Below are 14,882 nucleotides of genomic sequence, written 5' to 3'. Positions count from 1 at the left end.
TCTATCAAGTAATAGGCGCTGGATTAAAAACGGATAACTGATTATATAATCCCCATCTTTCTGCCCATGTTTGGTGCCGCCCACTAGCAACTGCGAGAATCATCTCAAATAGCTGTTGACCAATTTGTTCAATACTATTGAGGCCTTCTGCAATCGTCCCAGCATTCATATCAATCAAATCATCCCAGCGATGAGCCAGCGCACTATTGGTCGCCATTTTAATCACGGGAATCGCTTTCAACCCATAGGGCGTACCTCTGCCGGTGGTAAAAACTTGTAATGTAATCCCACTGGCAAGCTGCTGCGTCCCGCAAACAAAATCACTTGCCGGCGTTGCTGCGAAGATCAACCCTTTGCGCTGTGGCCGCTCTCCTGCTGCTATCACTTCCACGATCGCGCTAGTTCCAGATTTAGCGATTGAACCTAATGCTTTTTCGACCACATTGGCCAACCCTCCTTTTTTATTTCCTGGCGAAGGGTTAGCGCTGCGATCAGTTTGTCCTGCGGCTAAGTAATTGTCATACCAGCGCATCTGGGCAATCAGATCGCTAGCAACTTTGGCATTTGCGGCGCGCGGAACTAACAGATGAATGGCATCACGAACCTCAGTCACTTCCGAAAACATCACCGTTGCGCCGCAGCGAACTAACAAATCAGAGGCATACCCTACTGCAGGATTAGCCGTTACCCCAGAGAACGCATCACTGCCCCCGCACTGCATTCCCACAACGAGGTTACTGACAGGACAGCGCTCTCGAGACCGCTGGTTTAATCGCCCAAGCAACACGTTAGCCTGTGTTAGCACTTCATTGACCATCGACTGAAAACCGTGATGTTTTTCATCTTGCAACATAATGATCTGCTGCTTAGGGATCGCGATAGGCTCATGTTCTGCGTTTAACAGCAGCTCGGGTTGCAATTTTTCGCAGCCCAATCCAACAACAAGCACTTCTGAACCAAAATTCGGATTTTTAGCCAGATTGTGCAAGGTTCTGATCGGAACAACCGCGGCAGGGGCATTGATAGCGACACCACAGCCATAAAGATGATTGAGCGCTACCACGCCATCAACATTGGGATAGTGAGGCAATAATTGCTTTTCAATCCGCTCGACAATGTAATCCACAACACCCGCAACACAGTGCACGGTCGTGGTTACTGCAAGCAAATTTTTAGTTCCTACACTGCCATCAGGATTGCGATAGCCATCAAAATAATACCCTTCAAGCGGTGATAATGTTTGGGGCGGATGATCGTCATAGACTAACTCATCTAATTGTGGCGCTTTTGGCAGCTCAACCCGAAACTGATGAACCCAGCTTCCGGCAGGCAGTGCTTCACTGGCATACCCGATGACTTGGTTATAACGCCGGATAGCATCACCTTGAGCTAAGTCGGCTAGCGTCACCTTATGACCCATAGGTATAGTTTCTTGAAGAAAGATCCCATTGCTGAGCATCGTTCCCTGCTCAAGCCCCTCTTCATTAGCAATAATTGCGACATTATCGCATTGATCAACTTGTATCAGAATGGGACGCACAGATTGTGTTTCCATCAAAGCCTCTCTATTTGTTCAATTCACCATCGGACCAACCGTTGCTGGAAGTCAATATGCGCCACGATCCATCTTAGCGACAATCGTTGAACTTCGACTCTTTATCAATTTTGTGATTCTCCTACCACCGAGTTGTGAACTTGACCGATTCTCTAATTAAAAAAGCCCACATCTTTAGTCAACTGCCCAATGCGTCAACTTGGCCGAAATTCATACAATGTTTGTAGCTAATAAAATGCAATTACATCGATAAGTTGCGACAACTATAACTAGATAAAAGGTGAAGGGATTATGGAACAAGTCAAAGAGAGTGCGATTGCACTCACGAAAAAACAGACCCATGCTCGATACTGGATCGTAGCGATGCTATTTATTATTACGTCCGTGAATTATGGAGACCGAGCAACTCTGTCCATTGTTGGCGACTCGATGTCACACGCCTTGGGTATCGATTCAATTGCAATGGGGTTTATCTTTTCTGGCTTCTCATGGGCTTATGTTATTGGTCAAATTCCCGGTGGATTACTGCTTGATAAATTTGGCTCTAAACGGGTCTATCTGATATCGATCATAACGTGGTCAATATTTACTTGTGTACAGGGCTTTATCGATATATTTCCGGGCGCCTCAGTGGTTGCCGTATTATTCCTTTTGCGGTTTTTAGTCGGGATTTGTGAATCACCCGCATTCCCAGGTAATAGTCGCATCGTTGCCGCTTGGTTCCCAGCCAAAGAACGTGGCACAGCTTCGGCCATCTTTAACTCAGCACAATATTTTGCCACCGTTATTTTTGCCCCCATCATGGGCTGGCTAACCCACGCTTTTGGTTGGCACTATGTGTTCTTCTTCATGGGTGGTGTCGGTTTAGTTGCGGCATTTTTTTGGCAGAAAATTATCTATCCTCCCAAACAACACCCTTCGATCAACGCCGCTGAACTGGCGTATATTGAAGCTGGCGGAGCATTAACAAACCTTGACCAGCCCAATGATGACAAGCAAACCCCAGCCCAACAGCTCACTGCACAAGCAAAGCTACCCACCATTTCTAAAAAAGCGGCGATTACCGAGCTTCTCTCATCAAGGATGATGCTAGGAATCTGTCTCGGTCAATATTGCATCAATGCACTCACCTACTTTTTCATTACTTGGTTTCCTGTTTACTTAATACAAGCTCGAGGCATGAGCATTCTCCATGCCGGATTTATTGCGGCGATTCCGGCCATTTGCGGCTTCGTAGGCGGCATTTCTGGTGGCGTGATTTCTGATTATCTATTAACTCGAGGCGTATCACTAACCTGGGCTCGCAAGATCCCTATCATCGCTGGCATGTTGCTCTCTACTTCGATGATCGGCTGTAACTATGTCAATGCAGACTGGTTAGTTGTCGGCTTCATGGCCTTATCCTTTTTCGGCAAAGGCCTTGGCGCACTGGGCTGGGCGGTAATGTCGGATGCAGCACCTCGAGAAGTGGCTGGGTTAAGCGGGGGCATATTCAACATGATCGGCAATATATCGGGCATTGTCACACCCATCGCGATTGGTTACATCATTGCCATCACGGGTTCATTCAATGGCGCCCTACTCTACGTCGGCATACATGCCTTAGTGGCCGTAATAAGTTACGTCATCATCGTCGGCAAAATTGAACGAATTAAATTGTCTTCAACATTCCACGCGTGAGGAAATATTTATCATGACATCTGAATATCCGATTATCCGTTCCGTAGAGGTCATTCCGGTCGCCGGCATCGATAGCATGCTATTAAATATTGGCGGCGCTCATGCACCATATTTTACCCGCAATATTGTCATTATCACTGATAGTTGCGGCCATATAGGTCTGGGTGAAGCACCGGGTGGGGAGGTCATTAAGTCTACACTCGAACAAATCGCATCGAGTCTAGTTGACCAACCTCTCGCTTATCTACACAGGCTGGTTTATCAGGCCAATCATGCCCAGCAGCAAGATGATTACGCCACCTTAGGCCAAGGCGCATGGACTTTTGAGTTACGAATAAATGCTGTAGCAGCCATCGAGGCTGCGTTACTGGATCTGATGGGCCAATTTTTGAATGTTCCTGTCGCTGAACTATTAGGTTCAGGCAAGCAACGTGATGCAGTCACGGTTTTAGGTTATCTGTTCTATGTTGGTGATGCTAAGCAAACAGATCTCCTCTATCAAGCACCACAAGGAGGACATCCTTGGTATCAAATTCGGCGCCAATCGGCTCTGACAAGTGACGCGGTTGTCGCTCAAGCAGAAGCGGCTCAAGACCGATATGGGTTTAAAGACTTCAAACTTAAGGGGGGAGTCTTCAGCGGCGAAAAAGAGATTGAAACTGTCCATCAGTTGGTAAGTCGCTTCCCAGAAGCTCGCATTACCATTGATCCTAATGGCGGGTGGTCACTCAACGAAGCCATTGCGTTATGTACGCCACTGAAAGGTAAATTGGCTTACGTCGAAGATCCATGTGGCGCTGAGCAAGGTTACTCAGGGCGGGAAATTATGGCTGAATTTCGCCGTGCGACGGGCATTCCAGTCGCAACAAACATGATCGCCACTAACTGGCGTGAGCTCCAGAGCACAATAAAGCTAGATGCCATCGATATTCCGCTTGCCGATCCGCATTTTTGGACGCTCAGTGGCGCGGTTCAAGTCGCTCAGTTATGCCATGAATGGGGGTTAACTTGGGGATGCCACTCAAACAATCATTTTGATATTTCAATGGCTATGTTTACCCACGTTGGTGCCAGTGCTCCTGGGAACCCAACCGCTATTGATACGCATTGGATTTGGCAGGAAGGTCAGCACCTAACTCGTCAACCACTGACCATTGAGCAGGGGCAGATCAGACTGTCAGACCAACCAGGTTTGGGAATTGAACTGGACAGAGAGCAACTAGAGCGGGCCCATCAGCTCTATGCCCAGTTAGCCAATGGAAATAGAAATGACGCAGCTGCGATGCAATACCTGATTCCCGGTTGGCAATTTGATCGCAAACGGCCTTGTCTCGTTCGAAACTAATAATTAAAAAAGGAAATAATCATGACCTTTTCAACTGCACCTAAAATCACGCACATGCAGGTCATCCCTGTTGCTGGGCACGATAGTATGTTGATGAACCTAAGTGGTGCCCACGCACCTTTTTTTACGCGCAATATCGTAATTCTCACCGATAGTCAGAACAATCAGGGCGTTAGCGAAGTCCCGGGCGGGGAAAAAATTCGAGCCACGCTCGAAGATGCCAAGCAATTGGTCATTGGTAAAACACTCGGCGAATATAAAAATGTCATGTCCCAAGTACAACAGACCTTTGCCCAACGAGATAAGTCCGGCCGAGGCATGCAAACGTTTGATCTTCGTACCACGATCCATGCCGTAACCGCTATTGAAACTGCGATGCTGGATCTACTCGGTCAATCACTCGGGGTACCCATTGCCGCATTACTGGGGGAAGGGCAACAACGTGATGCAGTCAAAATGCTCGGTTATTTATTTTATGTCGGCGACAGCCAAAGAACAGATTGCCCCTACCTAACCGCCGACGACCAAATCGATGCTTGGTATCGTCTGCGTCGTAGACCCACCATGGATGCCCCAGCTATTGTAGCGCTAGCCGAAGCGGCCTTTGAAAAATATGGCTTTGCCGATTTCAAATTAAAAGGAGGCGTTCTCAACGCAGAGGACGAAGCGCAAGCTGTCACAGAGCTAAGCCAGCGCTTTCCCGAAGCACGGATTACCCTCGATCCAAACGGTTCGTGGAGTCTTCAACAAGCCATCAGCATAGGCCATCAGCTTAAGGATATACTCACTTATGCCGAAGACCCATGTGGCGCCGAACAAGGCTATTCGGGCCGTGAAATTATGGCTGAATTTCGTCGTGCAACGGGCATTCCGACCGCAACTAATATGATCGCAACCGATTGGCGACAGATGCAACATAGCATCCAACTTCATAGCGTTGATATCCCCCTAGCTGATCCGCATTTTTGGACCATGCAAGGCTCCATTCGGGTTGCGCAGATGTGTCACGAATGGGGGCTCACTTGGGGGTCTCACTCCAATAATCACTTCGATATCTCATTGGCGATGTTGACACAAGTAGCCGCCGCCGCGCCAGGAGAGATCACCGCCATCGATACCCACTGGATTTGGCAAGAAGGTGATGAACGATTGACTCGCGCACCACTTACCATCAACAATGGGATGATACAGCTTCCACAGCGCCCGGGACTGGGTGTCGAGATTGATATGGCTCAGATTGAGGCGGCGCATCGGCTATATGTAGACCAACATCTAGGTGCGCGGAATGATGCGCAAGGGATGCAATTTCTCATTCCTGATTGGCAATTTGATCCCAAACGCGCGGCCATGCTGCGCTAGCTCTTGTCATGGGTTCAAATCCATCAATTCGTTGCTCAACATTGAGCAGCGAGTTGGATTTATCAATTGATCCTCACGATTTCCATCAGCTTGATTCGCGCGAACTAAGTATCACACTCACATGACACAACATACTCAAACAAGTTTGAAATGATAGCCCAGCGACGATAAAAACCAGTTATCGCTTACCGAGGTATTTCAAAGGAAGGCACCCTCGAAATAGCTGTAAAATAAATAGAATAGTGATCAACCGATAAAACATGACTTGCCAATGCCACCAATGATTAATCATTTAGCACAGGGCTGTATGCAGCTCATCGATACATTAATTATCTATTACACATTATCCATAACACGATTCACGCAGATGCTTTTATAACGAATGAAGACAAAAGTTCAACTGAGTACCGGATCAAAATACTATTTTTAGCTTTTATTTGACGCCTATTTAATTATGAATGCAGTTCAAAGACACTATAACTGATTCATTTAAATATATTTTTAAGAAATGAATTCCCTCGCCTATTTCTAGAGAAATGAGATACGCTGCGACTGCGATCCTAAATAACTGTTCCTAATAGTGCTACATCTTGCTAGGGGCATTGTGCGACAAAATTTTCCCGTCATCAGTAGCAAGGTAACACAACAAGGATAGGCCACATTATGTGCTCAATATCTCTTAAAGTGATTGCATCAGTGCAGCGATCTACATTTAGGAGCCATTATTTAGAGACCACTTTATTTAACGTAATGTGGTCGAGTACTCTGTCACTCATAGTTTATTTCTAAATAAAACGTTTCACCAAAATGATTAAGAGTTCTGAGCAAGTCTTTCTTATTTTGATGATTTAGAAAATGAATAAATGGGGATTGAGACAGCACGTAACTCATTGATTTTTATAATTTGTGAAGGCAATACCGATCACTTGTTAAGTCGAACAAAAAAAATCTTAATATGTATCGTTGATTTGGGCAGTTGCCCAATGTCCTCATTCGATAGAACTCCTATGATGGTTATCACATTAACAAAGCCATCAAAGTCGACTCATCTATCTGAATTTTATGCAAGGACATCGATATGACAAACACAATAATACCCAATCGGCTGCGTGATAAACTCAAAGCCAGAGAACGCCTTATCGGGTGTTGGTCGGCACTCGCCAATCCTATCTCAACTGAGATATTGGGAATGGCAGGATTTGATTGGCTCCTGTTAGATTTAGAACACTCCACCAATGAATATAGTGATTTAATCCCCCAACTGATGGCGTTAAAAACCAGTACCAGCGCACCAATTGTTCGCCCTCAAGTCAATCGTCCGGAAGTGATTAAAAAACTGCTCGATATCGGTTTTTACAACTTTCTGATCCCTTATGTTGAAAATGCAGAGCAAGCTCAATTGGCCGTGAGTGCCACTCGCTATCCACCGGTTGGGATCCGCGGTGTCTCGGTAGCCCACCGCAGTAACTTGTTTGGCACACTGGCTAACTATTTCGCTGATATCAATGACTCGATCAGTGTCATTGTACAAATTGAATCTCAGCAAGGCGTCGACCATATCCAAGAGATCGCTGCCGTTAATGGCGTTGATGGAATTTTCATTGGACCAGCCGATCTATCGGCTTCTCTCGGTCATCTGGGTAATCCATCTCATCCCGACGTGCAAAAAGTAATTCGTTATGTTTTCAAGCAAGCAAGCAGCGCTAATAAAAGCATCGGTATTTTGGCGCCGAATCCGGATGATGCGCAGCGCTATCTCAGTTGGGGCGCCAATTTCGTTGGCGTGGGATCCGATCTAGGTCTGTTTAAATCAGCTTGTTTTAACTTAGCTCAAAGCTACAAGTAAACACTCACTTACAATTTAACAATATAAAGGGGATTCATCTATGGGTATTAAAATTGGCTTTATCGGCTTAGGCATTATGGGCAATCCGATGAGTAAAAACTTGTTGAAAGCAGGTTATGAAGTGATTGTTTATGACCATAACCCCGACAACATCGCAGAACTAAAAAAAGCTGGAGCCATAGTGGCCAGCTCTTCCAAAACGCTTGCTGAGCAGGTCAATGTGGTGATCACCATGTTGCCCAACTCACCACATGTGAGAGAAGCGGTATTCGGTCACGATGGTATTGCTGAAGGCTTTGCCGCCGGTGGCACTCTCATTGATATGAGCTCCATTGCACCATTGGCAAGCCGTGAAATAGCCACGCAATTGGCTAAGCAAGGTGTCGAAATGCTCGACGCTCCCGTAAGTGGCGGTGAGCCAAAAGCGATTGATGCCACGCTATCGGTGATGGTCGGCGGCAAACAGGAAGTATTCGATCGCTATCATGAATTACTCTCTTGTATGGCAAGCTCTGTCATTCGCACTGGCGAAGTGGGTGCTGGGAATGTGACAAAACTGGCCAATCAGGTGATTGTTGCCGTCAATATTGCGGCCATGTCCGAAGCTCTGACATTAGCGACCAAAGCAGGCGTTGAGCCAGAACTTGTCTATCAAGCCATTCGCGGCGGATTGGCAGGGAGTACCGTGCTGGATGCAAAAGCACCAATGGTATTAGACGGTAATTTCCAGCCCGGATTTCGCATCGATCTGCATATCAAAGATCTGACCAATGCACTTGAAACAGGGCACGGCATTCATAGCGCTTTGCCGCTAACCGCTTCTGTCATGGAAATGATGCAAGTTGTTAAAAATGACGGAGATGGGGAGTGTGACCACAGTGCCCTAGCTAAATATTATGAAAAATTAGCCAACATTGAAGTTCGAAAATAGAAATTTAGGCCAGCGTTTAAGGCTGGCATTTTCTTCGAATAGAGCCAGGAAGCATATCGATTATGAAGATTATCATCGCCCCCGATTCATTTAAAGAAAGTATGAGTGCACTCGATGTTGCCCAGCATATTGCTCACGGATTTCAAGAAGTCTACCCCAATGCTCGCTACACCTTAGTTCCCATTGCCGATGGTGGTGAAGGTACGGTTCAAGCCCTAATTACCTCGACTCATGGGCAATTTATACAAACACAAGTGACAGGACCTTTAGGCGAACCAGTCGTGGCTGAATTTGGGGTAACTGGAGATGGGCAAACAGCCGTGGTCGAAATGGCTTCAGCCAGTGGTTTGGCACTGCTCACTCCAGAGCAGCGACACCCTCTAGAAACAACCAGTTATGGCACCGGCCAACTGCTATTAGCAGCCGCCAAACAAGGGGTAAAACATATTATTCTTGGCGTAGGTGGGAGTGCCACCAATGATGGCGGCGCTGGCTTGTTGCAAGCGATTGGCGTTCATCTTCTCGATGCCATGGGTCAAGAGCTAAAACCTGGCGGCGGCGCACTCAATCAGTTGGTTAAGATTGACGCCTCTGGGCGAGATCCTATTTTTGACCAATGTCAGATTACCATTGCTTGTGATGTCACCAATCCATTACTCGGTCCACAAGGCGCCTCACACATATTTGGTCCACAAAAAGGGGCCGATCCAGAGACGGTTAGCCAGTTAGAAGCCAACTTGACACATTTTGCGAAAGTTCTTGAACAACAAACTGGGCGGATGATCGCCCACTATCCGGGGACCGGAGCCGGAGGCGGGATCAATGCCGCACTCTTGTGTTATCTCAATGCCGAGCTTCATTCAGGGGTCGAGCTAATCATGAGCGTTTTAAACTTAGAAGAGCAATTAAAAGATGCTGACCTTGTCATTACCGGCGAAGGGCGAATTGATAGCCAAAGTATCCATGGAAAAGTCCCCATCGGCGTGGCAAGACTTGCTAAAAAATATCACAAACCAGTGATCGGTATAGCCGGTAGCCTTAGCCAAGATGTAAAAGTCGTCTACAGTCACGGTTTGGACTGTGTTTTCAGTGTCATACTAAGTCCTTGTTCATTAGAAACAGCGTTTGCACAAACCGAGGCAAATATTCGTTTGACTGCCAGAAATATTGCCAAATCATTTCAGCTAGGTTGTCTGTCCGTCAATCGCGATGCCGTTATCCCGCAACATTCCATTTCAGTAGACCGCTAATGCGGCTTTATCTTGGAGCAGCAGTATGGATTCCCAGTTACAAGTGGCCGAATCTGCACCCAAATCTGTGCGAGAACATTATCAATATTATGACTTTTTAGATCAGCGACTCGCTCAAGCCATCGTCTCACGGACGATGGAAATTATCGGCTGTAATGTCAATATTATGGATGATCGCGGCGTCATCATCGGTAGTGGCGATCTAGAGCGAATTGGGCAGCTGCATGAAGGGGCATTATTGGCGCTCGCAAATGGCAAGATGTTCGCAGTCAATGACAGCTTAATGCCCCACCTGCAGGGCGTGCAGCCAGGCATCAATATGCCAATGCGCAAAGACAATAAAATTGTAGGGGTCATCGGTCTGACCGGTAATCCAGATAATCTTCAGCAGTATGCAAAACTAGTCACCATGACGGCAGAGATGATGCTAGAGCAATCACGGCTATTATCGATGCTAGCCCAAGACCAACGTCTGCGCGAAGAACTGGTACTTAACCTTATTCGCTGCGAAGTACTCTCTGATGAGCAGATGGAATGGGCGCAGCGTCTTAGCGTCGACCTATCTATTCCCCGAATCGCCGTCGTTATCGAGATCGACAGCGGCAAGCTACCCGTCGGTGATGCGATCTATGAATTTCAGCATCTACTTAATCGCCTCAGCCAACCCGATCACCATAATCTAGTAGCGCAGGTCTCTCTTAATCAAATTGTGGTGTTAAAGCCTGCACTGAATCGCTCGGGGGAATTTTGTCGCGATTGGATCCATCAACGGATTCAAAAATTGCTCTATGAGGTAAGCCAAACCAAAGGGCTCAAGCTCGTCATTGCAATGGGCCACTATTTTCAAGGACAAGGCAGTATTTGTCGCTCTTACAACACTGCAGATACCACCCTCAAAATCGGCAAAATTTACAATCCTAGTCAGCAAATTTATGACTATGCGGATCTACAACTGCCTGTGTTACTCGATTATCTGCATAATGGATGGCAGACGGCTGAATTTATGCGCCCGCTAAAGCGCTTAAAGAGTATGGACACAAGCGGATTATTACGTAAGACACTGCTGACATGGTTTCATCACAATACCCAACTTTCCAGTACGGCTAAAGCTCTTTTTATCCATCGCAATACCCTCGAGTATCGACTCAATAAGGTCTGTGAATTGACCAGCCTCAATATACGAGGTAATTTCTTTGACCGAATGCTTCTTTATATTGGTCTGCAACTCGATGGAGTGACTCATTAACCTAATAGCGGTTCGCCAAGTCAGCTTAATCTCTTTGGACAACTGCATTACACTGCAATAAAGAGGATGATTAACTTAGGTAACTAACCCCGTGACACAATCACCACTGAGCTCCCCCGAAGCATATGATGATCCCAGTCGCACTCAGAAGCGACTGTCTACTCTTGAAAAAGATAAAATGCGGCTGTGGAAAATGCAAAATGATCAGCATGTAACGATTGAAATGCTAACCCAGCAGCTGAGCGAGCAGGCGCAAAAGCTATCTAAACAGAGTACTTTTCAAGAACAACGACAGCAGCAACTGAGCAGTGCTAATGCCCAGCTTCAATTTAAACTAAAACGCACTCAACGCTTGCTCAACCTCAGCGTCATACTCATCGTGCTACTTGCGGTCACTCAAGTTAATTGGCTGCCGCTGTGGCATGCTAGCCAACATATTTGGCTATTAATCCAAGCTCGAATGACCGGCCAGTGAGTCAAGGATCGGGCAATTGGGTAGTTCATTGCCCGCGCAGCATCCGACCAATTGATGCAGACTCTCACGCAATTGGTTAAGCTGATTAAGGCGTGCTTCAATCTCATGTAAATGGGTATTGGCGATGCGCTGCACATCACTAGAGGCGCGATGTTTATCAACATACAGTGAAAGTAATTGCTCACATTGGCTAAGACTAAAGCCGATTTTTCGACAATTACCTAAAAACTGTAATTGATCCAATTGCGCCTGTGAATAGCTGCGATACCCATTATCTGCACGGCTTGCTTTAACAAGACCAATGTCATGATAATAGCGCACAGTTTTGACCGATAAACCACAGCGTTTGGCCACTTCGCCAATCTTCATCCAACCTCTCCTCGTGCTGTTATCGACTCCCCCAGCAACCCCTTATGACTAAGAGCATGGATATCATGATGCCTTTTCGGGCGTCCAGCGAGTTAATCGCACCGAGTTACTCACCACTGACAAGGAACTGATGGCCATCAAAGCCCCAGCAACCGCAGGATTCAGGACCCCAAATGCAGCCAAGGGAATACCAATCACATTGTAACCAAATGCCCAAAATAGATTCTGCTGAATCACCCGCCAGGTCTTACGCGCCAATTGCACTGCACTGACAATCAGCATTGGATCGTCACGCATCAATGCCACATCAGCGCTTTCAATGGCTAAGTCACTGCCGCCGCCCATGGCGATCCCCACATTAGCTTGCGCTAGAGCAGGCGCATCATTGACGCCATCACCGACCATTAATACGCGGTGCCCTTGCTGCTGACGCGTTTTTATCTGTTCGAGTTTGTCTTGGGGTTGTAGTTCACCCGCCCATTCGTCTAAATCAAGCTGGCGCGCCAGTTGCTCAGCAACACGTTGTTGGTCACCACTTAGCATGACGCAGCGTATGTTGAGCGCTTTGAGTTTATCGAGCGCTTTTTTTGCCGACTCACGCAGTGGATCGGCTGTTGCAATCACAGCACTCACTTGAGCATTTACCGCAACCCAGACACATGAGCCTTGATCGGCCATAGCATCAAGTCGGCGCTGCCATACAGGCGAAATTGCAACCGCGAAATGTTCCAACAATTTCTGATTTCCAATCAACAGCTGCGTGGTATCAGCACCGCCAAGCACAGCGCAAATGCCCATCCCCGGATAACTATCAAAGCGTTCAAGGGCAAGTAGTGGCTGCTCATTTGCCGCCAACATCGCTTTCGCAAGAGGATGTTGACTGCTTTGCTGAGCACTAGCCACCATTTGCAATAGCACCGTTTTATCATCATCACAGTCTATGACCGTGACTCGCGGTTCACCGATCGTTAATGTCCCTGTTTTATCAAAGATCACTTGGTCAACATTACGGGTACGTTCTAGCGCATCGATATTGCGATATAAAATGCCATAACGCGCTCCGCTTCCTGTTCCAGCCACCAACGCGGTCGGTATAGCTAACCCGAGTGAACAAGGACAAGCAATCACCAGCACTGAAATCGCGGCGGTAACCCCATTAGCCCATTGGCCTGTCAGCAGCCCCCAGCCGAGCAATGTTAGCAATGCAACACAGAGTACAATTGGCACAAAATAGAAACTTATTTTGTCAGCAAGCTTTTGGACTGGTGCCTTGCCAGCTTGAGCCTCGCTTACCATTTGGATCATTCGTCCTAGCGTGCTATCGGCATTGGCGCGAGTTACCTCTATTTTGACCGCCCCTTCACCATTTAGACTTCCCGCTAATACCGAATCATCAATCTGATGGGCGATCGGCTCACTTTCACCAGTAATGAGGGATTCATTAAATTCAGAGCCGCCCCAACGAATTACCCCATCAGCTGGCACTTTTTCCCCAGGTCTGACAAGCAACCAATCACCGACATGCAGGCTATCCACAGCCACTGACTCGACGTCATCACCACTCAATCGATGAGCTTGTATAGGCGCTTCACTAATCAACCCAGAAATCGCTTTAACCGCGCGCGCTTTGGCGCGATCTTCTAAGTGTCGCCCAAGCAAAATCAAGGTAATAATGACCGCTGCTCCATCAAAATACAGATGCGCAGATGTTCCTGATAAATATAGCCACACACTATAGCCATATGCAGCTGACGTCCCCAGAGTCACCAGTGTATCCATACTGCTGGAGCGGTTACGCAATGAATGCCAAGCACCTTTGTAGAAAGGCCAGCCGAGAATAAACTGGACAGGGGTGGCTAAAAGCCACTGCCAAGCCCCTGAAAGTTCAGCGATTGAAAATAACATAGGCACCAAGAGTGGGATGGTCAGTACTACACTGATAACCAATCGCCAAGGAAAATCCGCACTCGTTTTCGGTGCCTCAAGCTTTACCGATTGAGAGCCCTCAGCGTCGACAACTTGATACCCTGCATCACTGATAGCTTGTTTAATCGCAGCATCCATCGGGGCCCCAGTGATCGTGGTGACATCGGCCTGCCCTAAAGCATAATTGACCTCAGCATGAATAACCCCATCAAGATGACCTAACGCGCGCTCAACGGCCGCCGAACAGCCAGCACAGCGCATCCCGCTAATTTGCCACTGCTGGCGAGTGAGCGGCACTGGATAACCGGCTTTATCCAGAGCGTCTACTACATCAGGCAACGCCTTCGCATCATTGAGTTCAAAATGGGCTTGATTCAGCGCTAAATTCACTGAAGCGTGGCTGACAGCAGCCAGTTCATCAAGCGTTTTTTCCACGCGACTCACACACCCCGCGCAGCGCATCCCATCAACTGGGACCGTATATGATTGCGCCATTATAACCTCCTTTTAGGTTATTGTTTGACAGACCACATTACTATAAACCTTCCCATAGCAGTAAGGTCAAGTATTGCCTGTCATGCAGATCCAGTACATCTCATTATTTTAGGACTTTTTTTAGACTTTTATCAATGTGACGAAATTAATTGCATGAACACCTTTTCTGAGCGTTATAAGGAGCTTTATCGGCGCGAATACACGGAGTAATAATGACCAAACGGTACAAAATCAAAGGACAATGACGGGTTTTAAAACTATCTGAATATCACTTTTATACTCTAATGCTTTATTTTTATAATTTAGTGTCAAAAGAGTGCCTTATTCTGCCTCTTTAAGACGCTGTTTGTGGGTATCTACATCATAATGGCTACATAAACTTGATGAGATTCAATCTGCCAGCGC

General features: G+C 47.0%; 10 protein-coding genes and 1 pseudogene. 8 read left to right on the top strand and 3 right to left on the bottom strand.

Features of this window, described 5'->3' with window-relative positions:
- Positions 1–4: 4 nt before the first annotated feature.
- Entirely contained in the window at positions 5–1,555 is a 1,551-nt protein-coding gene (gene garD / locus ABUE30_RS13315) for a galactarate dehydratase (RefSeq protein ID WP_408624289.1), read from the bottom strand.
- Between the two features lie 291 nt (positions 1,556–1,846).
- Here garD and ABUE30_RS13310 point away from each other — a divergent pair, with 291 nt between their 5' ends.
- From ABUE30_RS13310 to ABUE30_RS13275, 8 genes and pseudogenes are all read left to right on the top strand, one after another.
- Positions 1,847–3,235: an MFS transporter gene (locus ABUE30_RS13310; protein ID WP_408624288.1), complete on the top strand. Its 1,389-nt coding sequence runs from the start codon at positions 1,847–1,849 to the stop codon at positions 3,233–3,235.
- Positions 3,236–3,248: 13 nt separating this feature from the next.
- Positions 3,249–4,580: an enolase C-terminal domain-like protein gene (locus tag ABUE30_RS13305; RefSeq protein ID WP_408624287.1), complete on the top strand. Its 1,332-nt coding sequence runs from the start codon at positions 3,249–3,251 to the stop codon at positions 4,578–4,580.
- Positions 4,581–4,601: 21 nt separating this feature from the next.
- A complete protein-coding gene (locus ABUE30_RS13300; protein WP_408624286.1) occupies positions 4,602–5,939 on the top strand; it encodes an enolase C-terminal domain-like protein in 1,338 nt (445 codons plus the stop codon).
- A 1,078-nt stretch (positions 5,940–7,017) separates the two neighbouring features.
- Positions 7,018–7,785 carry a 2-dehydro-3-deoxyglucarate aldolase gene (gene garL / locus ABUE30_RS13295; protein WP_408624285.1) on the top strand — a complete coding sequence of 256 codons (768 nt, stop codon included), beginning with the start codon at positions 7,018–7,020 and terminating at the stop codon, positions 7,783–7,785.
- Positions 7,786–7,822: 37 nt separating this feature from the next.
- Positions 7,823–8,716: pseudogene (gene garR, locus ABUE30_RS13290) on the top strand (2-hydroxy-3-oxopropionate reductase); the annotation flags it as partial.
- A gap of 62 nt (positions 8,717–8,778) precedes the next feature.
- The gene (locus ABUE30_RS13285) at positions 8,779–9,966 is read left to right on the top strand and encodes a glycerate kinase (protein ID WP_408624284.1); all 1,188 of its coding nucleotides are present in this window, start codon (positions 8,779–8,781) and stop codon (positions 9,964–9,966) included.
- 25 nt (positions 9,967–9,991) lie between these two features.
- Positions 9,992–11,212, top strand: a complete 1,221-nt coding sequence (locus ABUE30_RS13280; RefSeq protein ID WP_408624283.1) for a sugar diacid recognition domain-containing protein — start codon at positions 9,992–9,994, stop codon at positions 11,210–11,212.
- Between the two features lie 91 nt (positions 11,213–11,303).
- Positions 11,304–11,687 carry a hypothetical protein gene (locus tag ABUE30_RS13275; RefSeq protein ID WP_408624282.1) on the top strand — a complete coding sequence of 128 codons (384 nt, stop codon included), beginning with the start codon at positions 11,304–11,306 and terminating at the stop codon, positions 11,685–11,687.
- Here the strand turns inward: ABUE30_RS13275 and ABUE30_RS13270 are convergent.
- Together ABUE30_RS13270 and ABUE30_RS13265 are read right to left on the bottom strand one after the other, a co-directional pair.
- On the bottom strand, positions 11,658–12,056 hold the full coding sequence (locus ABUE30_RS13270) for a MerR family DNA-binding protein (RefSeq protein WP_408624280.1): 399 nt from the start codon (positions 12,054–12,056) through the stop codon (positions 11,658–11,660). The two genes, ABUE30_RS13275 and ABUE30_RS13270, sit on opposite strands and share 30 nt — an antisense overlap.
- A 63-nt stretch (positions 12,057–12,119) precedes the next feature.
- Entirely contained in the window at positions 12,120–14,477 is a 2,358-nt protein-coding gene (locus ABUE30_RS13265; protein ID WP_408624278.1) for a heavy metal translocating P-type ATPase, read from the bottom strand.
- Between the last annotated feature and the right edge of the window lie 405 nt (positions 14,478–14,882).

Source organism: Celerinatantimonas yamalensis (genome assembly GCF_046054155.1).
Classification (GTDB): domain Bacteria; phylum Pseudomonadota; class Gammaproteobacteria; order Enterobacterales; family Celerinatantimonadaceae; genus Celerinatantimonas; species Celerinatantimonas yamalensis.
Note: the sequence above shows the minus strand (reverse complement) of the source record. Positions and strands in the feature narration are given on the sequence as shown.

Bases quoted from the DNA above. Each gene is read 5' to 3' on its own strand.
- garD (WP_408624289.1), bottom strand. From the start codon at position 1,555: ATGGAAACACAATCTGTGCGTCCCATTCTGATACAAGTTGATCAATGC.
- ABUE30_RS13310 (WP_408624288.1), top strand. From the start codon at position 1,847: ATGGAACAAGTCAAAGAGAGTGCGATTGCACTCACGAAAAAACAGACC.
- ABUE30_RS13305 (WP_408624287.1), top strand. From the start codon at position 3,249: ATGACATCTGAATATCCGATTATCCGTTCCGTAGAGGTCATTCCGGTC.
- ABUE30_RS13300 (WP_408624286.1), top strand. From the start codon at position 4,602: ATGACCTTTTCAACTGCACCTAAAATCACGCACATGCAGGTCATCCCT.
- garL (WP_408624285.1), top strand. From the start codon at position 7,018: ATGACAAACACAATAATACCCAATCGGCTGCGTGATAAACTCAAAGCC.
- ABUE30_RS13285 (WP_408624284.1), top strand. From the start codon at position 8,779: ATGAAGATTATCATCGCCCCCGATTCATTTAAAGAAAGTATGAGTGCA.
- ABUE30_RS13280 (WP_408624283.1), top strand. From the start codon at position 9,992: ATGGATTCCCAGTTACAAGTGGCCGAATCTGCACCCAAATCTGTGCGA.
- ABUE30_RS13270 (WP_408624280.1), bottom strand. From the start codon at position 12,056: ATGAAGATTGGCGAAGTGGCCAAACGCTGTGGTTTATCGGTCAAAACT.
- ABUE30_RS13265 (WP_408624278.1), bottom strand. From the start codon at position 14,477: ATGGCGCAATCATATACGGTCCCAGTTGATGGGATGCGCTGCGCGGGG.